General features: G+C 65.1%; 27 protein-coding genes and 1 pseudogene. 17 read left to right on the forward strand and 11 right to left on the reverse strand.

Features of this window, described 5'->3' with window-relative positions; all coding sequences use genetic code 11:
- The 3 genes from nrdI to VKI00_RS03805 form a co-directional block, all read right to left on the reverse strand.
- A partial coding sequence (gene nrdI, locus VKI00_RS03795) for a class Ib ribonucleoside-diphosphate reductase assembly flavoprotein NrdI (protein ID WP_324435522.1) occupies positions 1–351 on the reverse strand: 351 nt, incomplete at its 3' end.
- 35 nt (positions 352–386) lie between these two features.
- Complete coding sequence (locus VKI00_RS03800) at positions 387–626, reverse strand: redoxin NrdH (RefSeq protein WP_324435524.1); 240 nt, start codon at positions 624–626, stop codon at positions 387–389.
- Between the two features lie 440 nt (positions 627–1066).
- Positions 1067–1612: an NAD(P)H-dependent oxidoreductase gene (locus VKI00_RS03805; RefSeq protein WP_324435525.1), complete on the reverse strand. Its 546-nt coding sequence runs from the start codon at positions 1610–1612 to the stop codon at positions 1067–1069.
- Between the two features lie 89 nt (positions 1613–1701).
- Here VKI00_RS03805 and VKI00_RS03810 point away from each other — a divergent pair, with 89 nt between their 5' ends.
- Both VKI00_RS03810 and VKI00_RS03815 read left to right on the forward strand, forming a co-directional pair.
- Complete coding sequence (locus VKI00_RS03810; protein ID WP_414687107.1) at positions 1702–2325, forward strand: TetR/AcrR family transcriptional regulator; 624 nt, start codon at positions 1702–1704, stop codon at positions 2323–2325.
- A 14-nt stretch (positions 2326–2339) separates the two neighbouring features.
- The gene (locus tag VKI00_RS03815) at positions 2340–3374 is read left to right on the forward strand and encodes a DNA polymerase IV (RefSeq protein WP_324435560.1); all 1035 of its coding nucleotides are present in this window, start codon (positions 2340–2342) and stop codon (positions 3372–3374) included.
- Between the two features lies 1 nt (position 3375).
- Here the strand turns inward: VKI00_RS03815 and VKI00_RS03820 are convergent, their stop codons facing one another.
- Positions 3376–4236 (reverse strand): SDR family oxidoreductase, encoded by an 861-nt coding sequence (locus tag VKI00_RS03820; RefSeq protein WP_324435526.1) that lies wholly within the window; start codon positions 4234–4236, stop codon positions 3376–3378.
- Between the two features lie 94 nt (positions 4237–4330).
- Positions 4331–4972 carry a TetR/AcrR family transcriptional regulator gene (locus VKI00_RS03825; RefSeq protein ID WP_324435561.1) on the reverse strand — a complete coding sequence of 214 codons (642 nt, stop codon included), beginning with the start codon at positions 4970–4972 and terminating at the stop codon, positions 4331–4333.
- Positions 4973–5141: 169 nt separating this feature from the next.
- Here VKI00_RS03825 and VKI00_RS03830 point away from each other — a divergent pair, with 169 nt between their 5' ends.
- Positions 5142–6620 (forward strand): cytochrome P450, encoded by a 1479-nt coding sequence (locus tag VKI00_RS03830; protein ID WP_324435528.1) that lies wholly within the window; start codon positions 5142–5144, stop codon positions 6618–6620.
- Here the strand turns inward: VKI00_RS03830 and VKI00_RS03835 are convergent.
- The gene (locus VKI00_RS03835; RefSeq protein WP_414687110.1) at positions 6617–7129 is read right to left on the reverse strand and encodes a homocitrate synthase; all 513 of its coding nucleotides are present in this window, start codon (positions 7127–7129) and stop codon (positions 6617–6619) included. The two genes, VKI00_RS03830 and VKI00_RS03835, sit on opposite strands and share 4 nt — an antisense overlap.
- Positions 7130–7376: 247 nt before the next feature.
- On the opposite strand from VKI00_RS03835, the gene VKI00_RS03840 reads away from it, so the two are divergent.
- From VKI00_RS03840 to VKI00_RS03890, 12 genes and pseudogenes are all read left to right on the forward strand, one after another.
- Entirely contained in the window at positions 7377–7712 is a 336-nt protein-coding gene (locus VKI00_RS03840; RefSeq protein WP_324435532.1) for a hydrogenase maturation nickel metallochaperone HypA, read from the forward strand.
- 23 nt (positions 7713–7735) lie between these two features.
- Positions 7736–8515, forward strand: a complete 780-nt coding sequence (gene hypB / locus VKI00_RS03845; protein ID WP_324435534.1) for a hydrogenase nickel incorporation protein HypB — start codon at positions 7736–7738, stop codon at positions 8513–8515.
- A 336-nt stretch (positions 8516–8851) separates the two neighbouring features.
- Positions 8852–9907 (forward strand): hydrogenase expression protein HypE, encoded by a 1056-nt coding sequence (locus VKI00_RS03850; RefSeq protein ID WP_324435536.1) that lies wholly within the window; start codon positions 8852–8854, stop codon positions 9905–9907.
- Between the two features lie 42 nt (positions 9908–9949).
- Positions 9950–11749, forward strand: coding sequence for a nickel-dependent hydrogenase large subunit (locus tag VKI00_RS03855; RefSeq protein ID WP_324435537.1), 1800 nt, complete (start codon positions 9950–9952; stop codon positions 11747–11749).
- Between the two features lie 3 nt (positions 11750–11752).
- Positions 11753–12697: a NifU family protein gene (locus VKI00_RS03860; protein ID WP_324435538.1), complete on the forward strand. Its 945-nt coding sequence runs from the start codon at positions 11753–11755 to the stop codon at positions 12695–12697.
- On the forward strand, positions 12694–13329 hold the full coding sequence (locus VKI00_RS03865) for a DUF5947 family protein (RefSeq protein WP_324435540.1): 636 nt from the start codon (positions 12694–12696) through the stop codon (positions 13327–13329). Before VKI00_RS03860 ends, VKI00_RS03865 begins: the two co-directional genes overlap by 4 nt.
- Positions 13326–13973: a DUF6084 family protein gene (locus VKI00_RS03870; protein WP_324435542.1), complete on the forward strand. Its 648-nt coding sequence runs from the start codon at positions 13326–13328 to the stop codon at positions 13971–13973. Before VKI00_RS03865 ends, VKI00_RS03870 begins: the two co-directional genes overlap by 4 nt.
- Positions 13970–15334, forward strand: coding sequence for a hypothetical protein (locus VKI00_RS03875; protein ID WP_324435544.1), 1365 nt, complete (start codon positions 13970–13972; stop codon positions 15332–15334). Before VKI00_RS03870 ends, VKI00_RS03875 begins: the two co-directional genes overlap by 4 nt.
- On the forward strand, positions 15322–15441 hold the full coding sequence (locus tag VKI00_RS33685; protein ID WP_414687108.1) for a DUF6893 family small protein: 120 nt from the start codon (positions 15322–15324) through the stop codon (positions 15439–15441). Before VKI00_RS03875 ends, VKI00_RS33685 begins: the two co-directional genes overlap by 13 nt.
- Before the next feature lie 17 nt (positions 15442–15458).
- Positions 15459–15956 (forward strand): hydrogenase maturation protease, encoded by a 498-nt coding sequence (locus VKI00_RS03880; RefSeq protein WP_324435546.1) that lies wholly within the window; start codon positions 15459–15461, stop codon positions 15954–15956.
- 3 nt (positions 15957–15959) lie between these two features.
- Positions 15960–16211, forward strand: a complete 252-nt coding sequence (locus tag VKI00_RS03885; RefSeq protein ID WP_324435548.1) for a HypC/HybG/HupF family hydrogenase formation chaperone — start codon at positions 15960–15962, stop codon at positions 16209–16211.
- Between the two features lie 100 nt (positions 16212–16311).
- A pseudogene (locus VKI00_RS03890) lies at positions 16312–17861 on the forward strand (aldehyde dehydrogenase family protein).
- A gap of 7 nt (positions 17862–17868) precedes the next feature.
- Here VKI00_RS03890 and VKI00_RS03895 read toward each other — a convergent pair.
- Positions 17869–19233 carry a FadR/GntR family transcriptional regulator gene (locus tag VKI00_RS03895; RefSeq protein ID WP_324435563.1) on the reverse strand — a complete coding sequence of 455 codons (1365 nt, stop codon included), beginning with the start codon at positions 19231–19233 and terminating at the stop codon, positions 17869–17871.
- Between the two features lie 97 nt (positions 19234–19330).
- Positions 19331–20527 (reverse strand): thiolase family protein, encoded by a 1197-nt coding sequence (locus VKI00_RS03900; protein WP_324435549.1) that lies wholly within the window; start codon positions 20525–20527, stop codon positions 19331–19333.
- Between the two features lie 60 nt (positions 20528–20587).
- On the opposite strand from VKI00_RS03900, the gene VKI00_RS03905 reads away from it, so the two are divergent.
- On the forward strand, positions 20588–20938 hold the full coding sequence (locus tag VKI00_RS03905) for a Zn-ribbon domain-containing OB-fold protein (RefSeq protein ID WP_414687109.1): 351 nt from the start codon (positions 20588–20590) through the stop codon (positions 20936–20938).
- 26 nt (positions 20939–20964) lie between these two features.
- Here VKI00_RS03905 and VKI00_RS03910 read toward each other — a convergent pair whose 3' ends face one another.
- Positions 20965–21801 carry a class I SAM-dependent methyltransferase gene (locus tag VKI00_RS03910; protein ID WP_324435552.1) on the reverse strand — a complete coding sequence of 279 codons (837 nt, stop codon included), beginning with the start codon at positions 21799–21801 and terminating at the stop codon, positions 20965–20967.
- Between the two features lie 157 nt (positions 21802–21958).
- Between VKI00_RS03910 and VKI00_RS03915 the strand changes: the two genes are divergently transcribed.
- Positions 21959–22633 carry a helix-turn-helix domain-containing protein gene (locus tag VKI00_RS03915; RefSeq protein WP_324435553.1) on the forward strand — a complete coding sequence of 225 codons (675 nt, stop codon included), beginning with the start codon at positions 21959–21961 and terminating at the stop codon, positions 22631–22633.
- Positions 22634–22641: 8 nt separating this feature from the next.
- On the opposite strand, the gene VKI00_RS03920 is transcribed toward VKI00_RS03915, so the two are convergent.
- Together VKI00_RS03920 and VKI00_RS03925 are read right to left on the reverse strand one after the other, a co-directional pair.
- The gene (locus tag VKI00_RS03920) at positions 22642–24807 is read right to left on the reverse strand and encodes an acyl-CoA dehydrogenase (RefSeq protein WP_324435554.1); all 2166 of its coding nucleotides are present in this window, start codon (positions 24805–24807) and stop codon (positions 22642–22644) included.
- Positions 24808–24908: 101 nt separating this feature from the next.
- Complete coding sequence (locus tag VKI00_RS03925; RefSeq protein ID WP_324435556.1) at positions 24909–25667, reverse strand: SDR family NAD(P)-dependent oxidoreductase; 759 nt, start codon at positions 25665–25667, stop codon at positions 24909–24911.
- Between the last annotated feature and the right edge of the window lie 90 nt (positions 25668–25757).

Consider the following 25757-nt stretch of genomic DNA (forward strand, 5'->3'; position numbering starts at 1 on the left):
CAGTTCGAGGCGGTAGAGGTACGGAACGCCGCACTTGCGGGACACCACGTCGCCCGCATACGCGAATTCGGCACCGAAGTTGTTGTTGCCCGCGGCGATGACGCCGCGGATCAACGAGCGGTTGTGCTCGTTGTTCAAAAAGGCGATGACCTGCTTGGGGACGTAGCCACCGTCGTTAATGTCCGGTGTGGCCCGGCCGCCGCCGTACGTGGGCAACACCAGCACGTACGGCTCGTCGACCTCGATGCGACCGTGCAGCGGTATCCGCGTCGCCGGAATACCCAACTTCTGCACGAAGCGGTGGGTGTTTTCCGACACGCTCGAGAAATACACCAGGCTGCAGGACGGCACGCTGATCCCCTCCTGTCCTACTGCGCCGCTGCCGGCTAGGCGCTCAGCGCGGCACCGGCGAGAGCCTTGATCCGGTCCGGCCGGAAGCCCGACCAGTGATCGTTTCCGGCTACCACAACGGGAGCCTGCAGATATCCCAGCGCCATCACGTAGTCGCGCGCCTCGGAATCCAGGCTGATGTCGACCTTGTCGTAGGCGATGCCTTGCTTGTCCAGCGCCTTGTACGTGGCGTTGCACTGCACACATGCCGGCTTGGTGTAAACGGTGACGCTCATCAGCGGTACGACCCCTCTGTCGACGGTGAAACCAGACACGGACTGGCAACTACTCGGGTATGCATCTGTACTGCTATTCAGCAGACCGCCGCGCCGCAGAATTCCCATCTTGCCGATCCGCGTTCAGCCTGCGTGCGATGCCAGTTGAAGCGGTCCGGCCGACCTGACGAATCTGGGTCTGTCGGTGTCGGAAACACTACACCTAGTGGGTGACAATCAGAAGGTATACAAGATGTTCTGAAAAACATTCATGAAATTCCCTGGTCGTAAGCCCTCGCATCGGCGTGGCTTCGGCGTGTCGTAGATCACAAAATTATCTCGCATCCGTATACATCTAGATCTACCACTCGGCACCGACACAACACGCGGAGCTCGTCCGCCCAGCAAAGGACCCGACAGGATGCGACCGGCGGGCAATACCCGCCGGCCGCGTGCCGATCTCAGGCCACTTCGGCAACCAGCTTGCCCACCGCGTCGCGCACGTTCGCCACCGTCTCGTCGTGCTCCCGCGGTGCTTGGCCAGCCAGCGATCCGAACGGCACCGAGAGCTTGATCGACTCGACCACGCGCGGACCGGCGATCCCGAAGGACTTGCGGGTCTCGTCATGCGCCCAGACGCCGCCGTACTGGCCGTAGGACCCGCCGATCACCGCAAGCGGCTTGTCCTTCAGCGCCCCGTTGCCGAACGGGCGGGAGAGCCAGTCGATGGCGTTCTTGATGACAGCCGGGATGCTGCCGTTGTATTCCGGCGTCACCACCAAAGTGGCGTCGGCCTCGGCAGCGGCGGCCCGTAGCGCGGTGACCGAGGCGGGCACGTCGGTCTCGTTGTCGATGTCCTCGTTGTAGAACGGCAGCCCACCCAGGTGGTCGAAGATGCGCACAGTGACGCCGTCTGGTGCGACGTCTGCCGCCAACTCGGCGATCTGACGGTTGATCGACGCGGCGCGCAGGCTTCCTACCAGCGTCAGAACCTTGATGTCCGACATGTCCTTGTCCCTTCGATAGTTGATCTACATCCTTGCATGACTAAAACGGACCGTAGTCCGGATTATTCCAAACGCGCTAAAGTGCAGGTGTGAGCGCCGCTGAACCGCTGGCCTGGCTGGGCGAACTACCCCCGTCAGCTCCGCTGGAGCGCGGCGACGCCGCCCGCAACCGTGCGCTGCTGCTGGACGCCGCGCGCCGGCTGATCGCCGAGCACGGCGCCGATGCGGTCAGCATGGACGACATCGCCGCCGCCGCCGGTGTCGGCAAGGGCACGGTGTTCCGGCGGTTCGGCAGCCGGGCCGGCTTGATGATGGTGCTGCTCGACGAGGACGAGCGCGCCAGCCAGCAGGCGTTCCTGTTCGGTCCGCCGCCGCTGGGTCCGGATGCGCCGCCGCTGGATCGCCTGGTCGCGTTCGGGCGCGACCGGCTGCGGTTTGCCCATGTCCACCACGAGCTGCTCTCCGCCGCCAACCGCGACCCTCTCACTCGCTACGGTTCACCGGTCAATGCCCCCTACCTGGTGCTACGCATGCATGTTCGGATGCTGCTGGCCTCGGCCGGGACGACCGGCAACCTCGACGCCCAAACCGATGCCCTGCTCGCCCTGCTTGACGCCGACTACGTCGAACATCAGCTCAGCGATGGCGGCCAGACGCTGCAGACTTTAGGCGACGGGTGGGAAAGCCTGGCGCGCAAGCTGTGTGGCCGGTGAGCGATTCGAGTTCGCTGCCGAAACGCTGGATCCTGCACGTCGACCTCGACCAGTTCCTGGCCTCGGTCGAACTACGTCGCCACCCCGAGTTGGCCGGCCTGCCAGTCATCGTCGGGGGCAACGGCGATCCGGCCGAAGCGCGCAAGGTGGTCACCTGCGCGTCATACGAAGCCCGCGAATTCGGCGTGCATGCAGGTATGCCGCTGCGGGCCGCGGCCCGGCGCTGTCCGGACGCCACCTTCTTGCCGTCGGATCCTGCCGCTTATGATGCGGCCTCAGACCAGGTGATGGGACTGCTGCGCGACCTAGGGCATCCGGTTGAGGTATGGGGCTGGGACGAGGCTTATTTGCGAGCCGACACTGAAGACCCAAGCGAACTCGCCGAACAGATCCGCACCGTCATCTCCTCGGCAACCGGGCTGTCCTGCTCGGTCGGCATCAGCGACAACAAGCAACGCGCCAAGGTCGCCACCGGATTCGCGAAACCGGCCGGCGTCTATACCCTCACCGACGCGAACTGGATGACGGTGATGGGCGACCGGCCCGTCGACGCGCTCTGGGGTGTCGGCCCGAAGACTGCGAAAAAGCTTGACACTCTTGGCATCACCACAGTCTGGCAACTGGCACACACCGATGCCGAGCTGCTGACGTCGACGTTCGGCCCGCGGACCGGGCTGTGGCTGTTGCTGCTGGCCAACGGCGGCGGCGACGACACCGTCAGCGCCGAGGCCTGGGTACCCCGCTCGCGCAGCCACGTCGTGACCTTCCCGCAGGATCTCACCGATCGAGGTGAAATGGATTCAGCGGTAACCGAATTGTCCCGCAAGGCACTGAGCGAGGTAGTGGCTGCGTCGCGGATCGTCACCCGGGTCGCGGTTACCGTCCGCACCGCCACGTTCTACACCCGCACGAAGATCCGCAAGCTCGACAAGCCCACGACTGACGCCGACGTGATCGTCGCGGCCGCGCTGCGGGTGCTGGACCTGTTCGAGTTGGACCGCCCGGTCCGGCTGCTCGGGGTACGGCTGGAACTACAGATGCCGCAATAAATCAGCGCGGTATGGGCGCAGGCCGGAGCGCCCGGGCAAACAACGTGTTGACATGGCGCATCGCCACGCTGTAGGGCCACCAGGCGACCCGTTTGAGCGCATACAGCGCGCGGATGTCCACCGAGGTATAGATGAGGAAGCGATTTTTGACGACTCCGGCCAGGATCTTCTCCGCGGCTTTTTCCGGCGACACCGCGTGACCGGCGAAGCGCTCCACCCAGCGAATTACTGCAGGATCGTCGCGGTCCACGCCGGCGATCTCGACAGTGTTCACCAGCGGGGTTTTGACGGCGCCCGGTACGACCACCGAGACCCCGATGCGGTTTCGGGCGAGGTCGAAGCGTAGTACCTCGGAGAGGCCGCGCAACCCGAACTTGCTTGCGCTGTACGCGGCATGCCAGGGCAACCCGATCAGCCCGGCCGCCGAGGACACGTTGACCAGATGACCACCCCGGCGCGCGGCCACCATCGGCGGCACGAAGTTCTCGATGACGTGGATCGGGCCCATGAGGTTGATCGCGATCACCTTGTCCCACTGCTCGTGGGTGAGCCGGTCGACGGTCCCCCACGCCGAAACCCCGGCGATGTTCATCACGATGTCCATGCTCGGGTGCTTGGCATGAATCTCGTCGGCGAACGAGGCGACGTCGTCATAGTTGGCCACATCCAGCGCCCGGTGGGCCGGCACCTGTGCGCCCAGCGCGCGAGCATCGGCCACGGTCTGCGCCAGACCCTCGGCGTTGCGATCCGTCAGGTAGAGCTCGGCGCCAAGGCCGGCGAGCCGCAACGCGGTCGCACGGCCGATGCCGCTGGCCGCACCGGTGATGAAGCACCGCTTACCCGCGAACGTCTTCTGCGCCATGGGAGATGACGATACGGGTCTAATGGCCCGCTCCTCCTCACCCCGTTCCGCGGGGTGCATCGTCGCCGGGCGCGGTAACGGTCAGCCTCTGCGACTAGGTGGCTCCCGTGCCGCCGCCCCACAGCGCGTTGAGCCACAACGCCTCGAGCACCCGCACCCCGCGCTGCACGTCACCGTCGTCGCCCAGGAAAGCGGTGTCGCCGGACAGCATTTGCGCAGTGGTGACCGACAGCGTGCGCACCAGCGTTGGGATGTCGTCGCTGATGGGGTGTGCGGTGCCGGCTCGCAGCTCGTCCTTGACGATGCCGATGATCTGCTGGACCGCGCCTTCGACCTGCTGGTCGAGCAGGTCGCGGATCTCTGCGTCGGTGCTGCGGGCGGCGTTGCACGCCGACATCACCGGGTCGTTGTGTGCATAGACCGCGGCGGCACTTCCGACCATCCGCTTGGCGAACGCGGCCGGTGATTCGTCGGGCCCGCGTGGCGCGAAGTACTCCGTCAGCTCTTCGAGTTCGTGGGTCGCGTCGGCGAGGATCTGGGCCAGCACCGCGTATTTCGAGTCGAAATAGAAGTAGAAGCCGGAACGGGCCACCCCCGCGCGGTCACTGATCGTGCTCACCGACAACTGGGCGAACGGCTTTTCCTCGAGCAGTTCGCGCACGGCCTGCACAATGGCCTGCCGCTGCCGATCACCCCGTCGCCTGGGAACGGGCACGACCGCGCCGGGATCAGCCATCCCGCGGGCCTCCGGCTCGATGCGCACCCTTCGACCTTGCCGCACGCCACGCCCAAAAGGAAACTTGACAGCCGTCAAGTTTCACCGAAAGATATCGCGTAGTGATGCCTGCCACGGTGCCGGTCAAGGCCGGTTCGCCCTCACCCCAGGCATCGAGGAGGAAGCGTCAATGGCGACCATCAGCACCCCGAATTACCTGCGCGATCAGGCGAAGCGCCGGCTGACCCCGTCATTCAACAACTTTCCCGGCATGGCTGCCGTCGAACACAGGCTGCTGAACACCACCTGGTCGCCGAGGAAGCTCGCGGATCCGCCGCCGGGCAGCGGACTCAAGCCGATCATGGGCGATCGTGGCCTGCCGGTCCTCGGCCACCTCATCGAGATGATGCGGGGCGGACCGGACTACTTGCTATTCCTCTACCAAAACAAAGGTCCGGTCATATTCGGTGACTCACCGGTGCTGCCGGCCGTCGCGGCGCTGGGCCCCGACGCGGCCCAGGTCGTCTACTCCAACCGCAACAAGGACTACTCCCAGCAGGGCTGGGTGCCGGTGATCGGGCCGTTCTTCCACCGCGGCCTGATGTTGCTCGATTTCGAGGAGCACATGTTCCATCGGCGGATCATGCAGGAAGCGTTCACCCGCTCCCGACTGGTCGGTTATGTCGAGCAGATGGACCAGGTGGTCTCGCAGGTAGTGGCTAACGACTGGGTGGTCAACGACTCACGTTTTCTGCTCTACCCGGCAATGAAGGAGCTCACCCTCGACATCGCGTCGATGGTGTTCATGGGTCACGAACCCGGCACCGACCGTGAGCTGGTGACCAAGGTGAACAAGGCCTTCACAATCACCACCCGCGCCGGGAACGCGATCATCCGCACCAGCGTGCCGCCGTTTACCTGGTGGCGCGGTCTGCAGGCGCGTGAGCTACTAGAGAACTACTTCCGTGAGCGCGTCAAGGAGCGCCGCGGCAAGGAGGGCAGCGACCTACTAACCGTCCTGTGCCACACCGAGGACGAGGACGGCAACAGCTTCTCCGACGAGGACATCGTCAACCACATGATCTTCCTCATGATGGCCGCGCACGACACCTCGACATCGACCTCGACGACCATGGCATACCACCTGGCCGCCAACCCCGAGTGGCAGGAACGCTGCCGCGACGAATCCGATCGGCTCGGTGACGGTCCGCTGGACATCGAGTCACTGGAAAAGCTGGAGTCGCTTGATTTGGTGATGAACGAAGCGATCCGGCTAGTGACACCGGTGCAGTGGGCGATGCGCCGGACTGTGCGCGACACCGAGTTGCTGGGCTATTACCTGCCTGCGGGCACGAACGTCGTCGCGTATCCAGGGATGAACCATCGGCTGCCGGAGATCTGGACGGATCCGCTGAAATTCGACCCTGACCGGTTCACCGAGCCGCGCAGCGAGCACAAGCGCCACCGTTACGCGTTCACGCCGTTCGGCGGCGGCCCGCACAAGTGCATCGGGATGACGTTCGGCCAGCTGGAGATCAAGACGATCCTGCACCGGCTGCTGCGGCGCTACCGGCTGGAATTGCCCCGCCCGGGTTACCAGGCGAAATGGGACTACGGCGGCATGCCCATCCCGATGGACGGCATGCCGATCGTGTTGCGCCCGCTTTAGCCGGAGCCGCTGTCGCCGTACAGCCGGTTGGCGCAGGCAATGACGGCGCACAGCGCCGACTGCGTCGGGTCCTCCGACCAGCCCATCGCCCATTCGGCCCGGCAGCCGTCGCTGCCCTGGATGAAGGTCGCGATCGTCTCGTCCGACCGCAGCTGATGAAACCGCAGCATCTCCACGGCGATGCCGTGGTCGTGGAGCATTGCGGTCAGCGCGGCAACCGGGCCGGTCGCGGTGGCCGTCGCGGTCTCGATGCGATCGCCGAACCCCAACGTGGCCCGGAACGACCGGGCCTGCGGGCCCAACCGGGTGGCGGGACGGTCGGTGTCAGTGCATTCCCAGTTGCCCAGGCGCAGTGGCCCCGCGCTGGGAGCGTAGGTGTCGGTGAAAGTGTTCCACGACATGGTGTGGGCGTCCTCCCGGATTCCCCGCGGTAGCGGAACGCCGTCGAAGCGGACCGATGGCGGTTCGGGTGGAGCGGGCGTCGTGTCGGCGCCACTCGGGAAACTCAGTTCGGTGATTGTCATGTGCCGGTCTTCTCTGGTCTGCAGTGGTGACCGACAGGTAGTAGCTTCCGACCCACAGCGGGGGGTCGGTCTGGATCAGACCCCGCTGCGGGTACTGGCTACTACGAGAAGATGCCGCACGATCGCCGAGGGTAGACGCTGATAGGCGGCTGGTGCAAGTTCATTAAGGCTTCGGTGACGAGCGCCGAGGTGTAAAACGGGCTCATGGGCTGCGCCGCGGCGGTGACCTGTCATGCATGAGCTTTCGCTGTGCGAAGCGATCGCCGGGGTGGTCAGACCGTACGCCGACGGTCGCCATGTCGACGTGGTCCGCGTCAAGATCGGCGCGCTGCGACAGGTGGTACCCGAATCGCTCACGTTCTGCTGGACGCTGGTCCGCGACCACGAAGACATGCCCGACGCGGAGCTGGAGCTCGAGTTCGTCACCGCCGAAGTGCGGTGCCGCTCGTGTGGCGAACGGTCGACGATCACTTCGCAGTGGTCACTGCTGTGCCCGCTGTGCGAGAGCGCCGACGTCGAGGTCCTGCGCGGCAACGAATTCCTGGTGACCTCGCTGGACGTTTCGTAATGGGCCGGTGAAAGGTAGAGCACATGGGCAGGTTTCATCGGCACGACGACGGCACGGTGCACACCCACGACCACGACGAGCACGGCCATGAACATCACGACCACGGGGACCACAGCGGCTACGAGACCGGCTCGCAACGCATCGACGTGCTGGAGTCGATCTTCGCCGAAAATGACGTTCGCGCGGACTATAACCGAAAAGCCTTTGAGAGCAATGGCATTCGCGCGCTGAACTTGATGAGTTCACCCGGCTCCGGCAAGACGACGGTGCTGGGCGCAACGCTCGACGAACTCGCCGGTGAGTTCGCCGTCGGGGTGATCGAAGGCGACATCGCCACCGACCTCGATGCGGCCAAGCTCGGTGGCCGGGGTGCTCAGATATCCCTACTCAACACCGGCAACGGGTTCGGCGGCGAATGTCATCTCGACGCACCCATGGTCAACCGCGCGCTGCAGGGACTGGATCTTGGCCAACTTGACCTAGTGATCGTTGAAAACGTCGGAAATCTGGTGTGCCCGGCCGAGTTTGACGTCGGCGAGCACGCCAAGGCCATGGTCTATTCGGTCACCGAGGGTGACGACAAACCGCTGAAGTACCCGGTGATGTTCCGCGCCGTGGACGTCGTGCTGCTCAACAAAATCGATCTGGTCCCGTATTTGGACGTCGACGTCGACTCATATATTGCCCGCGTCCGCGAGGTCAATCCGACCGCGACGATTTTGCCGGTCAGCGCCCGCACCGGCGCCGGGATGTCCGCCTGGTTCGGCTGGCTGCGACGGTTCATCGCCGACCCGACGACCTGACTGCACCCCGGTGCCGGTCGTGCGCCCGGCTAGACGCGAGGGCGGAAATCGCTTGAAGCGCAATACATGCAACTGATTCGCAAGACGGTAATTGTGTTGCTGACCTGCACGCATCACTGATGGCCCAAGACGGCGATTGAGGGCTGACAATACGCCGCGGCAGGCGAAATCACGGCGAAAATCCGGAAACCCGTACGAGGCCTCCGGATTTGCCAGCGCATCGTTGACAAGGCAGTTCCGCGAGAGTAGACCCAGGAAATAGCGTCGCGTAAGCGTGCCGACCGTCGACTCCCGCGGTGCGAGGGGCCTTTAGCCCAGGCCCCGGAAAGCTGCGGTATGCCAACAGAAGCAGCAGTCAAAGCGGAAGAAACATTGATCCATGTTCTATGGATCAATGCGGGTCTCAGTTGTGATGGCGATTCGGTGGCTTTGACTGCCGCCACCCAGCCCAGTGTCGAGGAGATCGCGCTGGGCGCACTCCCCGGACTGCCCAAGGTCGCCGTGCACTGGCCCTTGATCGACTTTGAATGCGGCCCCACCGGTGGGGCCGACGATTTCCTCGAGTGGTTCTTTAAGGCCGACCGCGGGGAGCTCGAACCGTTCGTGCTTGTCGTCGAAGGTTCGATTCCCAACGAGGCGATCAAGAGCGAGGGGTATTGGTGCGGGTTCGGCAACAACCCCGCCACCGGGCAGCCGATGACCACCAGTGAGTGGCTCGACCGGCTTGCGCCGAAGGCGACGGCGATTGTCGCGGTGGGGACCTGCGCCACTTACGGCGGCATCCACGCGATGGCCGGCAACCCGACCGGCGCGATGGGGGTTCCGGACTATCTGGGCTGGCAGTGGAAGAGCAAGGCCGGAATTCCGATCGTCTGCGTGCCGGGCTGCCCGATCCACCCGGACAACCTGTCCGAGACGCTGACCTACCTGCTCTACATGGCTACCGGGCAGGCGCCGATGATCCCGCTCGATGACGCGCTGCGGCCGAAGTGGTTGTTCGGCAACACCGTGCACGAAGGCTGCGACCGGGCCGGCTATTACGAGCAGGGCGACTTCGCCACCGAATACGGATCACCGAAATGCATTGTCAAACTTGGCTGCTGGGGCCCAGTGGTCAAATGCAACGTGCCGAAACGCGGCTGGTTGAACGGCATCGGCGGCTGCCCGAACGTCGGCGGCATCTGCATCGGGTGCACGATGCCCGGGTTCCCGGACAAGTTCATGCCGTTCATGGACGAGCCACCGGGCGGCAAGGTTTCCACCACCGCTTCGGGACTGTATGGCTCGCTGATCCGCAACCTGCGCGGTGTCACCGCGCGCACCGTGGACAAAGAGCCCAAGTGGCGACACAAGGGCGACAAACTCACGACGGGCGCACGCCGCACCTGGTAGGCGCGGCGCGGCATCTGAGCTGAAGATAGGGAGCAAAGTTCGATGACAACGATCATCCCCGAGCCGTCCCACGCAAAGCGCGAGCCCGGCCAACTCGTCGAAATGGCATGGGATCCGATCACCCGGATCGTGGGCAGCCTCGGCATCTACACCAAGATCGACTTCGAGAACCGCGAAGTGGTCGAGTGTCACAGCACGTCGTCCATCTTCCGCGGCTACTCGATTTTCATGAAGGGCAAGGATCCCCGCGACGCCCATTTCATCACCAGCCGCATCTGCGGTATCTGCGGTGACAACCACTGCACGTGTTCCTGCTACACCCAGAACATGGCCTACGGGGTCAAGCCGCCGCACCTGGGCGAGTGGATCGTCAACCTCGGCGAGGCCGCGGAATACATGTTCGACCACAACATCTTCCAGGAGAACCTGGTCGGCGTGGACTTCTGCGAAAAGATGGTTTCGGAGACCAATCCGGGTGTGCTGGCCAAAGCGGAGAACACCGCAGCTCCGCATGCCGACGCACATGGGTACAAGACCATCGCCGACATCATGCGGTCGCTCAACCCGTTCAGCGGCGAGTTCTACCGCGAAGCACTTCAAGTCAGTCGCTGGACACGAGAGATGTTCTGCCTCATGGAGGGTCGCCATGTGCACCCGTCCACGCTGTACCCCGGCGGAGTCGGCACCGTCGCGACCATCCAGCTGATGACCGACTATATGACCCGGCTGATGCGGTATGTCGAATTCATGAAGAAGGTCGTGCCCATGCACGACGATCTCTTCGACTTCTTCTACGAGGCGATGCCCGGTTACGAGAAGGTCGGGCTGCGCCGCACCCTATTGGGCTGCTGGGGCTCGTTCCAGGACCCCGACGTGTGCAACTTCGAGTACAAGGACATGGAGCGTTGGGGCAACGCCATGTTCGTCACACCGGGCGTGGTGGTCGACGGCAAGCTGGTCACCCATTCGCTCGTGGACATCAACCTCGGGATCCGGATCCTCTTGGGCAGTTCGTATTACGACGACTGGACCGAACAGGAGATGTTTGTCAAAACCGATCCGTTGGGCAACCCGGTGGACCGGCGTCACCCCTGGAACCAGCACACCAACCCGCATCCGCAGAAGCGGGACATGGACGGCGGCAACTACAGCTGGGTGATGTCACCGCGCTGGTTCGACGGCAAGGATCACCTGGCGCTGGATACCGGCGGTGGCCCGCTCGCCCGGCTGTGGTCGACGGCGCTGGCCGGGCTAGTCGACATCGGCTACGTCAAGGCGACCGGTCATTCGGTGCAGATCAACCTGCCCAAGACCGTCCTCAAGGGGCCGGTTGAGTTCGAGTGGAAGATCCCGCAGCACGGGTCCAACACCATCGAGCGCGACCGCGCGCGCACCTACTTCCAGGCCTATGCGGCAGCCTGCGCACTGCACTTCGCAGAGAAGGCATTAGCGGAGATCCGCGCTGGGCGTACCAAGACATGGGAGAAGTTCGACGTGCCCAAGGAAGGTATCGGCTGCGGCTTCACCGAGGCGGTGCGTGGAGTGTTGAGCCACCACATGGTGATTCGCGACGGCAAGATCGCCAACTATCACCCGTATCCGCCCACCCCGTGGAACGCCAACCCGCGCGACAGCTACGGCACGCCGGGGCCCTACGAGGACGCGGTGCAAGGCCAGCCGATCTTCGAGGAGAACGACCGGGAGCACTTCAAGGGCATCGACATCATGCGCACGGTCCGCAGCTTCGACCCGTGCCTGCCCTGTGGCGTGCACATGTACCTCGGCAAGGGCAAGACATTGGAGCGGCTGCACTCGCCGACCCAAACGGCGACCGGGGAGTGATGCATGGCTGATCGCCCAGAGGAGTTGCAGGGGGACGCGCAGTGGCGCTCGGCGGGCGATCGGATCCAGACGCTGCTGGACGCGACGGCGGCCGGTGGGGTGGCCGCGCGGGAGCGCGCCGAGCAGCTGGTCCGCGAGGTAGTGGAGCTCTACGGCGCGGGCCTGTCGCGAGTGATCGCGGCGGTCGGCGATCAGGCGGATTCAGGAATTCTGGACCGCCTGGTCGCCGACGACCTGGTAGCCAGCTTGCTGCTCGTCCACGGCCTGCACCCGCATGACGTGCGTCGACGGGTGTCCGACGCACTCGACCGGGTCCGGCCGTATCTGGGCTCGCACGGCGGCGATGTGCAGCTACGCGACATCGTCGGTGACACCGTGTGGCTTGAGTTCGCCGGCAGCTGTAAGAGCTGCCCGTCGTCGGCGGTGACGCTGGAGTTAGCGGTCGAGGACGCGATTCGGGCTGCCGCGCCGGAGGTTTCGTCGATCGAGGTGGTGACGCCCGAGGCCGGGGCCGCCCAGGGCGCAACGGTGATCCCGGCGGAATCGCTGCTCGCCCAGGTCCATTCCAAAGCGCTGTCCAACGGCTCGGCCTGGCATCAGGTGCCCGATCTTGCCGATCTGGCTCCCGGCGAAGTCGGCGGGTTCTCGGTCGCGGGCGTCGTGGTGCTGGCCTGCCGGGTCGGCGACCAGTTGTACGCCTACCGTGATCACTGCCCGGCGTGCGATGGATCCCTGGCGGGTGCGGCGCTGCACCGACGAGCCACAGGTGGCGACCCGGTGCTGCGATGTCCCCGCTGCCACGCGCATTTCGACGTGGTGCACGCGGGCGCCGGCCTCGATGGGCTTGACAACGGCGCCCAGCGTCACCTCGATCCCATCCCGCTGCTGCGGCGCGACGGGGTGCTGTCCCTCGCGGTGCCGGCCGAGCCGATGGGCGCGCCGGCATGACCACCCCTTTTGACGTTCTGGCCCGCATCACCTCAAACCGGCGCGCGCCGGCGCCGGCCGGAGAGCGCTGCGAGATGTGCTCGGAGCCGATCGCCGACGCGCATCAGCACGTGGTGAATGTGGCTGGGCGACAACTGATGTGTGTCTGTCGTGGTTGCTATCTGCTGTTCACCGACAGCCACGCAAACCTGCGCTACCGCGCGGTCCCGGACCGGTATCTATCGTTTCCCGATTTCGCGCTTGATCGCCGCGCCTGGGAAGCGCTGCAGATCCCGGTCGGCTTGGCGTTCTTCTTCCGCAATTCGGCGCTGGATCGCACTGTCGGGTTTTACCCCGGACCGGCCGGTGCAACCGAATCCGAGCTCGACCTCGACGCCTGGAGCGCAATCAGCGCCGCCGAACCGAGGGTCGATCTGCTCGATGATGACGTGGAGGCCCTGCTGGTCCGCGTGCGCGACGATGCAGAAACCGACGCAGCGCCCGAGTGCTACCTGGTCCCGATCGATGCCTGCTATGAGTTCGTCGGCGGACTGCGGACGCGGTGGCGCGGCTTCGACGGTGGGCAAGAGGCGCGCGAGTTCGTCGACGAGTTCTTCAGCACGATCGCCGAACGCAGTGTGGAGCAACGATGACTGCCCCGGGCAGCTCATTCACCGTTGTCGACGTGGTGCCCGAACCGTATGCGGTCACGCCGATACTGACGGCACGGGTCGCCGTCTCGGTGCCCGACGACGAGCCGGTGCACGCGATCGCACTGCGATGTCAGGTCCGTATCGACCCGTTGCGGCGCGGTTATTCCGACGACGAGGCCACCGGGCTGACCGACTTATTCGGACCGCGGGAACGTTGGGCAACCACCCAGCACACGTTCCTGTGGCAACACTGCGCGGCGATGGTCCCCGGATTCACCGGCACCACCGAGGTCCCCCTCCCGCTGGAGTGCACGTATGACTTCGAGGTGACGGCGGCCAAGTATCTGCATGCGCTGCGTGACGGCCTGGTGCCGCTGCAGTTCTTCTTCAGCGGAACAATTTTCATGGCAGGCCAGCAAGGGTTTTCGGTGCAGCAAGTACCGTGGGACTGCGAGGACCGCTACGACATGCCGGTGTCGGTGTGGCGGAGCCTGATCCAGCAGCACTACCCCAGTAGCGGATGGGTGCGCCTCGGCCACGACACGGTGACAGCGCTGAACGCCTATAAATCCGCGCGCGGACTCTTGGGCCTTGACGACGCGGTCACCGAATTGCTGGCTCAGGCTCGCGAGGAGGTCCGTTGAGCGCGAATTGGGACCGGGCCCGCACCATCGCCGACGCCGTACTCTACGAGGGCTACCTGCTGTACCCATACCGCGCATCCTCGCGCAAGAACCAAACCCGCTGGCAATTCGGGGTTTTAGGCCCACCCGGTGCGGCTGACGCGGGCATCGGCGAGGATGACAGCCTGTCGGCGCAGTTCCTCGTCGATGACGCGGATGGCATCAAGCTGGTCGTGCGGTTCCTGCAATTGCAGCACCGCGCCGCCGAGCGTGACACCGGCAGCGGGCACTACCAGCCGGTCGACGAACTGACCATGCCGTCCGGGTCATGGCTCAGTTGGGACGAGGCCGTCGAAGTCGAATTGCCGTTCGGCCCCTTCGACTTCGCCGACTTCGCCGGGCCGTTGACGCTACCGTTGACGGCGCCGTCGGGCAGCGATATCGAAGAGGTCGACGGCGGCAGGCTGGTGCGAACCAGGGAAAGCATCTGCGGGGAGCTGACCGTCGGCGTCGAACAGGTGGACGGCCTGCGTCGCGTCACCGTCGCCGTCCGCAACACTGCGTCAATGGTCGGGGAGGCCGGGAAAGACTGGGCCATCGCCAAATCCCTGATCGGCACCCATGTCATCGCGGAAGTCGTTGATGGTGAGTTCATTTCGCTGCTGGATCCACCGGATCGTGTGGCGGCAGCGGTCGCCGCCTGCCGCCAGCACCGCTGCTTCCCGGTGCTGGCCGGCCCGCCCGATGAAGCCGACCTGCTGCTGGTGTCGCCGATCATTCTCTACGACCACCCCGAGATCGCAGAACAAAGCGAGGGTGCGCTCTACGATTCCACCGAGATCGACGAGATCCTGACGCTGCGTGTCATGACCATGACCGACGATGAGAAGGCCCAGGCGCGGGCCACCGATCCGCTGGCCGCAGAGATCATCGACCGCTGCGACGCGATGTCTCCCGAGGCGATGCAGCGCCTGCATGGCGTCTTGCGGGATCCCCACCTGGGTGCACCGACCGCAGAGCCGGGCCTGATCCCGGAGATACCCGACGGCGTGGAATGGTGGGACCCGCTGGCCGACAACGCTGTTCGACCGGACATCGACGCCGTGCTGGTGAACGGTGTGCGGGTGTCGCGGGGCAGTCGGGTGCGCCTGCATCCAGGCCGCCGCGCCGACGCGCAAGACCTGTTCTTCGCCGGCAAGACCGCCCGCGTCACCTCGGTGCACGAAGACGTCGACGGCAACCAGCACGTCGGAGTGGTCGTCGACGACGATCCGGCCGCCGACCTGCACGAATGGTACGGCCGCTACCTGTACTTCGCACCCGACGAAGTCGAACCGCTCGAAACCACTACCACGGAAAGGAATTCGACATGGAGATCGTAGGGTGGGTGTTCATCGGCATCATTGGACTGATCGTGTTCACGGGAGTAGTGCTGGGCCTGGTGAACCTGCCAGATGCGCGGCGCTACCTGAAGATGCGGCACATGTAGCGGATTCGACCGCCGGTATGGCCTCCCGCATCCTGGTAGCCGGCATCGGCAACATCTTCCTCGGCGACGACGGCTTCGGCTCCGAGGTGCTGCGCCATGTCATCGACCGGGTCGACGGCGCTAACGGATTGCGCGCCACCGATTACGGCATCGGCCTTATGCACCTGGCCTACGACCTGCTCGAAGACTGGGACGCGCTGGTGCTGGTCGACGCGATCCCCGACCGTGGGTCGCCGGGAACGGTGCAGGTGTTCGAGGCCGACCATGAATCACCGGATGCCCCGGCGGGTCTGGACGCGCACGGCATGGATCCCGCGACGGTGTTCGCGAGTCTTCGCGCACTGGGTGGGACTCCCCCACGCACCATCGTGGTGGGGTGTGAGGTCGCCGACGTCAGCGAGGGAATGGGCTTGAGCGAGCTCGTCGAAGCCGCCGTCCCGGGAGCGGTGCGGGCGGTCGAACGGGCAGTAACGATGTTGCGCGCCGAAGACGAAGCTCGGGTAGGAGAGGTTTGAAACATGTGTCTGGGGATTCCCGGCCAAGTCGTGCGGATGCTCGAGGGCTACAACGACCAAGTCGCGTTGGTCGAAGTCGTCGGTGAGCACCGCAAGGTCAACGTCGGCATGCTGCCGGAGGAAACGTTCGCGCCTGGGGACTGGGTGATCATCCACATGGGCTTCGTGGTGGAGAAGACCGACAAAGCGGGCGCCGAGGAAGCGATGGCCGGTCTGGAGTTGATGGGCCGTGGCCAGTCGAAAGACATCAACTGATCTAGATTTGCGGAATTTCCATCCAGCTCGCCGGAACAACGTAGCGTTTTTGGCAGCTGGCAAACGTCACGCTCATTCTCATTCGGCTGAGGTGATGGCAATGACTACAGACGCAGCGAATCCGGCGAGCCCGGCGAAAGCGGATGTGCCCCATGAAGTGGTGGTCACCTGCCCGGCCACCGGAAAGGTGGTCGGCCGGGTCCCGGTGGCGACATCGGTTGAGGTCGAGACGGTGGCGGCCCGGCTGCGGGCTGCGCAGCCGAGGTGGCAACAAATGGGCGTCGATGGCCGCGCGCGGTGGCTGGGCAAGTGGCGCGACTGGCTGCTCGATCACGCCGAGGAGCTCTTGACGTTGCTGCAACTCGAAACGGGCAAGTCTTGGGGTGACGCCAATATAGAAATCGCCGGTATGCAGTTCGTTAATTACTGGATCGACAAGGCCGCCGATTTCCTCGCCGACGAGACTGTTCGCCCCTAAGGCGCGGCCAACGCGGCGAAGAAGCTGATCATTGCCTACGAGCCTTATCCACTCGTCGGCGTGATCACGCCGTGGAACGTCCCGCTTTTGGTGCCGCTGTGCGACATTCCTGCAGCGTTGATGGCCGGTTGCGCCGTGCTGTCCAAGCCTTCGGAGGTCACCCCGCTGGCGTAGCGGATGGCGGTCGATGGGTGGAAGCAGATAGGTGCTCCCGACGTGCTCGACGCGGTGTGCGGGTTCGGCCAAACCGGGGCCGCCTTGGTCGACCTGGTGGACTGTGTGATGTTCACCGGTTCGGTCAATACCGGGCGCCGCATCGCCGTCGCGGCCGCGCAGCGACTGATCCCGTGCAGCCTGGAGCTCGGCGGCAAAGACGCCATGATCGTCTGCGCCGACGCGGACATCGACCGGGCCGCCGACGGCGCGGTGTGGGGCGCGTTCACCCTCACCGGCCAAGCCTGCATATCTGTCGAGCGGTGCTACGTCGAGGAACCGGTGTACGACGAGTTCGTCAGCAAGGTGGTGGCCAAAACCTCGCAACTGCGCCAAGGCATGGACGCCGAACACGACTATTCCTGCGAGGTCGGGTCGATGACCACCGCGCAGCAACTCGCCATTGTGTCTAGCCACGTCGACGACGCCGTCAGCAGGGGCGCGAGGGTGCTGGTCGGCGGCAAGGCGAGTGACCCCGCCACTGTGGGTCTGTTTTACCAGCCGACGGTGCTGGTCGACGTCGACCACGGCATGAAGTGCATGCGGGAGGAGACGTTCGGGCCGACCTTGCCGATCATGAAGGTTCGCGATATTGCCGAGGCGATCGACAAGGCGAATGACTCCGAATTAGGGCTGTCTGGCAGCGTCTGGACGCAAGACAAGAACAAGGGGATGGCGTTGGCGCGCAAGATGAACACCGGAACGGTGAACATCAACAATGTCATCGCCAACGGTTTCCCGGTACCGATGGAAGGATGGAACGACTCGGGACTCGGTTCCCGCAACGGCGGGGCGGGGGGATCCGTAAATACTGCCGCACCAAAAGCATTGTGGCCGACCGGGTTGCGATGAAAAAAGGGCCGCTCTGGTATCCCTACAGCCGCAAGAAGGGCAAGCTCGTGGCTGCCATGCTCGGGATGACGTCGGCCAGAGACTGGCGGCGCCGACTCGGACGCTGACGCCGGGTCACAACCACCAGGATGCGGCCGCGTCCAAGTGGCGACGCATCCGGTAACGCGCGAGACTGTCGTCGGCATCCGTGATTGCCTCGATAATTCGCAGATGAGCGCGCTGCACGTCGACGAGATCGCTGTGGGTCGGGATCGGCTGCTCGGTGCTGGTCCAGTGCCGACGAAACACCTCGACGAGGATCCGTAAGAACAAGTCCAGCACGGCATTACCGGCCAGCTGTGCCAACCCGGTATGGAACAGGAACTCCGCCATGCTGGCCTTACGCAGATCGCTACCTGCCTCCTCGACGATCAGCCGATGGGTGTCCAGGAAGGCACGCACCTCCGGCGCGTCGCGGCGTTTGACCACCTTTGCGACATTGTCGATCTCGATGGAGTCCCGCACCAACCGGAGGTCTTCCCCACGCGGCTTGCGGTATTGCAGATACAGCGCGATGGTGTCAATGCTGGCCTGCGCCTGCGGTTCTGCCACCACCAGTCCGCCACCCGGTCCGCGTCGCATCTTCGCGACGGCGTGGTATTCGAGCAGCCGCACCGCTTCTCGCAGCACCGAACGGCTCACCCGATAGCGTTCCAGCAGCGCGACTTCGGTCCCGAAGACCTCGCCGATCTGACGGCCACTGGTGGCGATGTCGTCGCGAATGGCGGTCGCCAGCACCTCGGCGAGCTTGCCATTCGGCGCCTCACGGTCCAATCTGCGCCGACTACGCGCTCGGCCGGGACGCTGGTGGTCTTGCAGCCACGCCGTCATCGATTCCGCGTGCCGCTCGCTCAGTGTCTTGGCCCGCGCCGAGTCGCCCGCGGTGACCGCGGCGACGATATCGGCGTGTTCCTGATGCCTGCGGTCGATTGCCTCAAGCGCATCGCGGGCGGAATCCAGCCGCGAATCTTGTGCATACCGGACGGTCAACCGCATCAGGATGTCGATAAAGAGTTGCAGCACAGGGTTTTTAGACTGCTCAGCCAGTGCCGCATGGAACTCGTCACGCGGCTCCTCGGCGCGCAGCACGGAACGCAGGCGGTCGATGCCCGCCTCATCGATCTGCTCTGCGGCAAGCGATGCCGCCAAAGGCTCCAGCAATAGCCGCGCGTCGAGCAGATCACTGATCGTGGTGCCCAGGTACTCCAAATAGATGATGCTGGCGTGAGTTGCCGGAGCGGCGTCGGGTTCGCAGACAAGCAGACCGCCGTTGGGCCCCCGCCGCATTCGCGCGACTTGGTGGTGCTCGACGAGCCGGACGGCTTCCCGTAGCACCGATCTGCTCACCCGATAACGCTGTTGCAGCGCCTGCTCGGAACCCAACGAATGGCCGATCGGCCAGCCGCGACGAATGATGTCGGCCTCGATGCGACGCGCAATCTGTGAAGCTCGCTTATCCGACCGGTGCTCGGCGTCAGTACCGGCTCCGACATGCTGGTGAGCTTCAGGACTCAATTGCACACTCGCACAGCGTTACTCAACATGTCAGCAACATGCATCCGGCGATCGGACCACCGCCCACCGCAGCCACCGCAACCTCCGGCCGGCGAGTCACCTGCCGCTCCCCCGCCTCGCCGCGCAACTGCAGGCAGGCCTCGTGCAGCAGCCAGTAGCCGTGCATGCGGCCCGCCGAGAGCTGACCGCCGTAGGTGTTCAGCGGCAGCGCGCCGTCCAGCGCGATACGCAGGGCCCCCTCGACGAATGGACCGGCCTCGCCGTCACCGCAGATGCCGAGGGCCTCCAGCCAGGCGAAGGTAAGAAAAGTGAACCCGTCGTAGAGTTCGGCGAGATTCAGATCGGCGGGCGTCAGGTCGGTCCGCGACCACATCTGCGCCGCCGCGTCCGCCGACGCCATCTTGGGGTAGTCCGCGCGGTGAAACCAGCCGCCGGCGCCGTCCGCGCCGCCGACCGCCTCCACCTTCACCGCCCGGTGTGGACAGTCTTTGGCATAGTCGGCGCCCGACACCACCACCGCGATCGACCCGTCGATTGGGACATCGCAATCCAACAGCCCAAATGGAGCCGACACCGGCCGTGCGCCCAGATAGTCCGCCATGGTCATCGGATCCCGGTACACCGCAAGGGGATTCAGTGCCGCGTTGCGCCTGCTGTTGATCGCGAGCCAGCCCAATTGTTCCTTGGTGGTTCCGTACAGCTCCATGTGCCGGCGACAGTTCAGCGACAGCCAGTTCGCCGCGGAATATGCATGCGCGGCAACCAGATCGTTGACATCGTCCATCGGGCCGACCACGGGCGGCTCCTCGCCTTCCGCCGTCTCGAACATCCGCGCAAGCGGCGGGGCGGGCGCATTCGTCTCTTCCTGCTTCACCGGGACGGTGCCGCCCAGCATCTGGATGGTCCGGTAGATGATCACGTGCCGCGCGTGGCCCTCGGACACCGCACGGCATGCCGAAATCACCGGGTTCAGTAAACCGCCCGTACCGAACCCCGACCCGCAGTCGGGCGCCTCGACCTGCAGCGCGGCGAGGACTTCGGAGGCGGGGGTGTCACCCAGGGTGGCGATGCCGTCGAGGTCTGCCGCAACCAGCCCGGCGTCGTCGATCGCGGCCCGAACCGCTTCCATGGTGAGGTCCAGCCCGGGAATGCCGGTGCGACGGCCGATTCGGGAGATACCGATACCGGAAATGATCGCGTCTTTTTCGAAGTAGCTCATCTACGCCGTCCGTTAGACCAACCCGCTGCACAACAACCCAAGTCAATAGAGTGTACTGTATTGCTCGTGTCGACCGAGGCGACGTCCCAGCTGCTCATCGCGCACTGCGACAATTGCGCACGCTGGGTGCATCCCGCCGCCGCCGAATGCCGCGACTGCGGCGGTCCGCTGGTCGCCCGGCCGGTGTCGGGTCAGGGCACCGTGTTCACCTACACGATCAACTACCACGCCTTCAACCCAGAGCTTCCGACGCCCTACGTGATCGCCATCGTCGAACTCGTCGAGCAGAGCGGACTACGAGTGGCAGCGAATATCGTTGACTGCGAACCCGATTCAGTGACGTGCGGGATGCGCGTTGAAGCACTGCCGGAGCCTGGCCCCGGCGGCGCACCCCGCTTCGCACCAGCCTGACCGAAACGGTTATGCGGGTTGGTCGATCAGCGCTTGCGTGCGGTGACCAGCAGGTACTCCCACTCCATCGTCGACGAACCAGCCAAGTATCGATCGCCCAGTTCAGCCAGCTCGGCGTCCAGCGCTGCGGCCCGGTCCGGCTCGCCCGCGATCCCCCGGTACGCCGAGATCGTCGGCCCGTAATGGGCTTTGAAAAAGTCGCGGAACGACACCCCGTCGGCAAACCGGTCCACTCTCAATGCACGGCGTTGCGCGGTGAAGTCGGTGATGCCATCGCCCAGCAGCCCGCGCACGTAACGTGCGCTGCCCCACTTCGGCGGCGGCTGCAGACCCGGCGGCGGCGCCACCACGTAGGGCTTCATCGTCGCGAACATCTGGCCGATGAAGCCTTCTGGCGTCCAGCTGATCAGCCCGATCGTGCCGCCGGGCCGGCAGACCCGGACCAATTCGTCGGCCGCGCGCTGATGATGCCGGGCGAACATCACTCCGACGCAGGAGAGCACCGCGTCGAACTCATCGCCGTCGAACGGCAGCGCTTCGGCATTGGCCTCAAGCCATTGCAGGTCGACGCCCCGGGCCTCGGCGAGTGCGCCCCCGCGCTCCAGCAGTTCCGGGACCAGGTCGCTGGCAATCACATTTGCGCCGGCGAGCGCGGCGGGGATCGCCGCGTTGCCTGCCCCGGCGGCGACGTCGAGCACCCGATCACCCGCACCGATCCCGCTTGCCTCTACCAGTACCGGACCCAGCGCTGACACCAGTTCGGTCGCCACCGTGGTGTAGTCGCCGAGCGCCCACAGCGCGCGCTGCTTGCTTTCAAGTCCGTGATCGGCGGTCACCGTGCCTGCGTCAATTCTGGTAGTCATTTCACTCGCCCTTCCTCGAGAATCGACCACAATCGTCGTGCTTGCCGCTGAACCGTTTCCAGTGTCAGATCTGAACCCACCGTGGTTCACAATCTGTACTAGTTAATTCCGCTGCCAGACGGTCTACTGGACGTACTGGACTGAAGGGTTTCGGAAAATGTCGACGTATGGCCAGTTCTGCCCGATCGCCAAGGCGATGGAGTTACTCGATGAACGGTGGACGCTGCTCGTTGTGAGTGAATTGCTGCGGGGCAGTGTGCATTTCAACGACCTGCGGCGTGGGCTGCCGAAGATGTCACCAGCGCTGTTATCCAAACGGCTCAAGTCGCTCTCCCGCGCAGGTGTTGTCGAACGCACCGAGATCGACGGTCGCACCTCATATTCGCTGACGCCGTGCGGTCAGGAACTCGCTGGAGTCGTGGATGCGCTCGGCGAGTGGGGAATTCGCTGGATAGGTGAACTAGGCGACGACGACCTGGATCCGCACCTGTTGATGTGGGATATCCGCCGTACGATTTCCGTTGATGCGTGGCCACGGGCGCGTACCGTGGTGGCGTTTCGCTTGGCCGGAGTGGCCCGCAAGGCCGCTCAGTGGTGGCTGATGGTGTCGGAGGGAATGGCCGACGTATGCGATTTCGACCCCGGCTACGAGGTGGCCGCCACCGTCGACACCAGCCTGCTGACCCTGACCCAGATCTGGCGCGGCGACCTGTCATGGTCCCGCGCGATGCGCAACGGCAACGTCACCATCCACGGAGCCGCGGATGTTCGCCGGGCAGTGCCCGGTTGGCTCGGCCAGTCGCTCGCGGCCGCGGTCCCCCGCCCGGCCTGAGATCGGCGCTAGTTGATCAGCGGGTCGCGCGGCATGCCCAGAATCCGCTCGGCGATCTGATTGCGGGTCACCTCGGAGGTGCCGCCGGCGATCGCCATGCCCCGGGCGCCCATGATCAACCGACCCGACAGCGCGCCGGGCCCGTCGAGCACCGCGACCTCGGGCCCGACCAGCGCGGCCATGATCGCGGCGCCCTCGACCATGTGCTCGGCCAACTTCAGCTTGGTGATGTTGCCTTCCGGACCCGGGCCCGCTCCTTCGACGCTGCGCGCGATGCGGCGCAAATTCAGCAGTCGCAGGGCATTCTCCTCGGCGAGGTACGTCCCTACCCGAATTTGCCCGCCCGCCAAGCGATCCGGATGTTCCCCGACCAGCTGAACTAACTGCGTCGCAAGCCCCTCGTAGAAAGACCCGCTGCCGCCGATGCTGACCCGCTCGTTTCCCAGCGTCGCCCTCGCGACCGTCCAACCGGTGTTGGGCTCCCCGACGACGTCCTCGTCGGGCACGAACAGGTCGTTGAAGAAGACCTCGTTGAAGTCCGAGCCGCCGGTGATCTGCCGCAGCGGCCGAACCTCGACCTCCGGGGCCTTCATGTCGATGATCACCGTGGTGATGCCGGCGTGCTTGGGCGCCTCCGGGTCGGTGCGTACGGTGGCCAGGCCGCGGGCGCAGTAGTGCGCCCCACTGGTCCATACCTTCTGCCCGTTGATCTTCCAGCCGCCATCCACCCGGGTGGCCCGGGTCTTGATGGACGCCGCGTCCGAACCGGCGTCGGGCTCGGAGAACAGCTGGCACCAGATCTCGTCTTTACGGAGCGCCTTCTCGACGAATCGTTCTATCTGCCAAGGCGTTCCGTGCTGGATCAAGGTCAGGATCACCCAGCTGGTGATGCCATAGTCGGGACGCTTGATGCCCGCCGCACGGAATTCCTCTTCGATGACCAACTGTTCGACCGCGTCCGCGGCGCGACCCCAAGGCTTGGGCCAGTGCGGCATCACATAGCCCGTTTCGATCAGCTTGTCGCGCTGCGCGTGCTTGTCCAGTGCGGCGATCTCGGCGGCGTCGGCACGAATTCTGGTGCGCAACTCCTCGGCCTCTGGCGGCAGGTCCAGGCTGTTCTCCCGAGCGGCACCGGCGGCCGTGCGCTCGAACACGTCGCGGGCCGGCGCGTCACCGCCGAACAGTGCCGTGGTCACCAACGCTCGGCGCAGATGCAAATGCGCATCGTGCTCCCAGGTGAAACCGATACCGCCATGCACCTGGATGTTCAGTTCCGCATTGCGCGCGTACGCCGGAAAGGCCAGCGCTGCCGCCGAAGCGGCCGCCAGCCGAAACTGGTCCTCATCCTCGGATGCCGCGCGGGAGGCGTCCCATACCGCTGCGATCGCCGACTCGACGCCGACCAACATGTTCGCGCAGTGATGCTTAACCGCCTGGAACGTGGCGATGGTGCGGCCAAACTGCTGGCGCACCTTGGCATAGTCGACGGCGGCTTCGACGCAGTCGGCCGCCCCACCGACTGCTTCGGCGGCCAGCAGCGTTCGGGCGCGGGCCTGCGCCGATTCCCGCGCTCCCGGCAGGATGTCGTCGGCGGAGACACTCACCTTCTGGAGTCGGACCCGGCCGGAGCGCCGAGTCGGATCCAAATTCTCAGGGACCTCGACCGAGACTCCGGCACGCTCGCGTTCCACCACCAGCACGTCGTCACCCGCTGCGATCAACAGCAGGTCGCCCAGGCCCGCACCTAACACCAGTCCGGCCTCGCCGTCGGCCACGCCATCGTTGAGTCCTACGTGGCCTTCCAGACCGATGCCAGCAGTGACGGTTCCGTCGATCAGCCCCGGGAGCAGCCGCGACTTTTGCTCGGCGGTGCCGTCTTTGGCGATCACCGCCGACGCGATGACGGTCGGCACGAACGGGCCCGGCGCCACCGCACGGCCGAGTTCGTCGATGACGACCACGAGCTCGGGCAGCCCGTAGCCCGAGCCGCCGTATTCCTCGTCGATGTGCAAGCCGAGCCAGCCCAGTTCGACGATGCCCTGCCAGAACGGAGGTCGGGCCTCCTCGGGCGCGTCGAGCAGGGACCTCGCCGCCGAACGCGCCTTCTGCGACGTCAGGAAGCCGCGGGCGACCTCGGCGAGTTCGCGATGGTCATCAGTCAGTGCGATACCCATTCGAGGGCCTTCCTCTTGGAAGCAATAGGCCGGTCGGAAAGAGTGTACTTAAATGCGGTTGCCTCCCAACCGGGTGGTTGGCCCAAACGACGACCATCGCATCACTTAGGCGCGAAACGCTGTCCGGCGTCCAGCCGTAGGCACTGGCCGTTCAGCATCGGGTTGTCCACGATGGCCGCCACGAGTTTGGCGTACTCCTCCGGGCGGCCCAGCCGCTTGGGGAACGCCGCGTCCTTGGTCAGCGCGGTGGCGTACTCGTCCGGAATGCCCTTGGTCAACCCGGTGGCGAACAAGCTTGGCGCGATGGCTAATACGCGGATGCCCAGCGATCCGAGATCGCGTGCCATGGTCAGGCACATGCCGGCGATGCCCGCTTTGGCCGCGGTGTAGGCGACCTGACCGATCTGGCCCTCGAATGCCGCGATCGACGCGGTGTTGATGATGACGCCGCGCTCCTCGTCCTCCGGCTCGTTGCGGCTCATGTGGTCTGCCGCCAGCCGGCTGATGTTGAACGTGGCGATGAGATTGAGGTCGATCACCGACTGGAAGGACTCGAGATCGTGCGGACCGGACTTCGACATCGTCCGCTTGGCGATGCCACCGCCGGCCGTCGTCACCGTGACGTGCAGGCCGCCGAGACTGTCGACCGCGGACTGCAGGGTCTCCTCGGTACCGGCGAAATCGGTGACGTCCACCGGATAGAAGGAGCCACCGATGCCGGCGGCGACGTCCTTGCCGTCCGAACCTTCGCGATCCAGCACCGCGACACTCGCCCCGCGGGCGGCCAGTAGTTCGGCGCTGGCGCGGCCCATGCCCGAGGCGCCGCCGATGACGACCACCTTCTTGCCGTTGATCTCCATGCAAACCTCCTTAGTTTGTATCTACCGATTGCCCGGTTCCTCCTCATCGCGCTGCGCGCTCTGCATCGTCACCGGGCGTTAGCCATGCAC

Source organism: Mycobacterium sp., assembly GCF_035314665.1.
Taxonomy (GTDB): Bacteria; Actinomycetota; Actinomycetes; order Mycobacteriales; family Mycobacteriaceae; genus Mycobacterium.

What these genes read in the sequence shown, in the direction of transcription:
- VKI00_RS03855 (WP_324435537.1), top strand. Translation starts at nt 9,950, where the DNA reads ATGACAACGATCATCCCCGAGCCGTCCCACGCAAAGCGCGAGCCCGGC.
- VKI00_RS33685 (WP_414687108.1), top strand. Translation starts at nt 15,322, where the DNA reads ATGGAGATCGTAGGGTGGGTGTTCATCGGCATCATTGGACTGATCGTG.
- VKI00_RS03870 (WP_324435542.1), top strand. Translation starts at nt 13,326, where the DNA reads ATGACTGCCCCGGGCAGCTCATTCACCGTTGTCGACGTGGTGCCCGAA.
- VKI00_RS03840 (WP_324435532.1), top strand. Translation starts at nt 7,377, where the DNA reads ATGCATGAGCTTTCGCTGTGCGAAGCGATCGCCGGGGTGGTCAGACCG.
- VKI00_RS03805 (WP_324435525.1), bottom strand. Translation starts at nt 1,612, where the DNA reads ATGTCGGACATCAAGGTTCTGACGCTGGTAGGAAGCCTGCGCGCCGCG.
- VKI00_RS03830 (WP_324435528.1), top strand. Translation starts at nt 5,142, where the DNA reads ATGGCGACCATCAGCACCCCGAATTACCTGCGCGATCAGGCGAAGCGC.
- VKI00_RS03885 (WP_324435548.1), top strand. Translation starts at nt 15,960, where the DNA reads ATGTGTCTGGGGATTCCCGGCCAAGTCGTGCGGATGCTCGAGGGCTAC.
- VKI00_RS03910 (WP_324435552.1), bottom strand. Translation starts at nt 21,801, where the DNA reads ATGACTACCAGAATTGACGCAGGCACGGTGACCGCCGATCACGGACTT.
- VKI00_RS03820 (WP_324435526.1), bottom strand. Translation starts at nt 4,236, where the DNA reads ATGGCGCAGAAGACGTTCGCGGGTAAGCGGTGCTTCATCACCGGTGCG.
- VKI00_RS03800 (WP_324435524.1), bottom strand. Translation starts at nt 626, where the DNA reads ATGAGCGTCACCGTTTACACCAAGCCGGCATGTGTGCAGTGCAACGCC.
- VKI00_RS03915 (WP_324435553.1), top strand. Translation starts at nt 21,959, where the DNA reads ATGTCGACGTATGGCCAGTTCTGCCCGATCGCCAAGGCGATGGAGTTA.
- VKI00_RS03850 (WP_324435536.1), top strand. Translation starts at nt 8,852, where the DNA reads ATGCCAACAGAAGCAGCAGTCAAAGCGGAAGAAACATTGATCCATGTT.
- VKI00_RS03865 (WP_324435540.1), top strand. Translation starts at nt 12,694, where the DNA reads ATGACCACCCCTTTTGACGTTCTGGCCCGCATCACCTCAAACCGGCGC.
- VKI00_RS03825 (WP_324435561.1), bottom strand. Translation starts at nt 4,972, where the DNA reads ATGGCTGATCCCGGCGCGGTCGTGCCCGTTCCCAGGCGACGGGGTGAT.
- hypB (WP_324435534.1), top strand. Translation starts at nt 7,736, where the DNA reads ATGGGCAGGTTTCATCGGCACGACGACGGCACGGTGCACACCCACGAC.
- VKI00_RS03925 (WP_324435556.1), bottom strand. Translation starts at nt 25,667, where the DNA reads ATGGAGATCAACGGCAAGAAGGTGGTCGTCATCGGCGGCGCCTCGGGC.
- VKI00_RS03900 (WP_324435549.1), bottom strand. Translation starts at nt 20,527, where the DNA reads ATGAGCTACTTCGAAAAAGACGCGATCATTTCCGGTATCGGTATCTCC.
- VKI00_RS03860 (WP_324435538.1), top strand. Translation starts at nt 11,753, where the DNA reads ATGGCTGATCGCCCAGAGGAGTTGCAGGGGGACGCGCAGTGGCGCTCG.
- VKI00_RS03880 (WP_324435546.1), top strand. Translation starts at nt 15,459, where the DNA reads ATGGCCTCCCGCATCCTGGTAGCCGGCATCGGCAACATCTTCCTCGGC.
- VKI00_RS03920 (WP_324435554.1), bottom strand. Translation starts at nt 24,807, where the DNA reads ATGGGTATCGCACTGACTGATGACCATCGCGAACTCGCCGAGGTCGCC.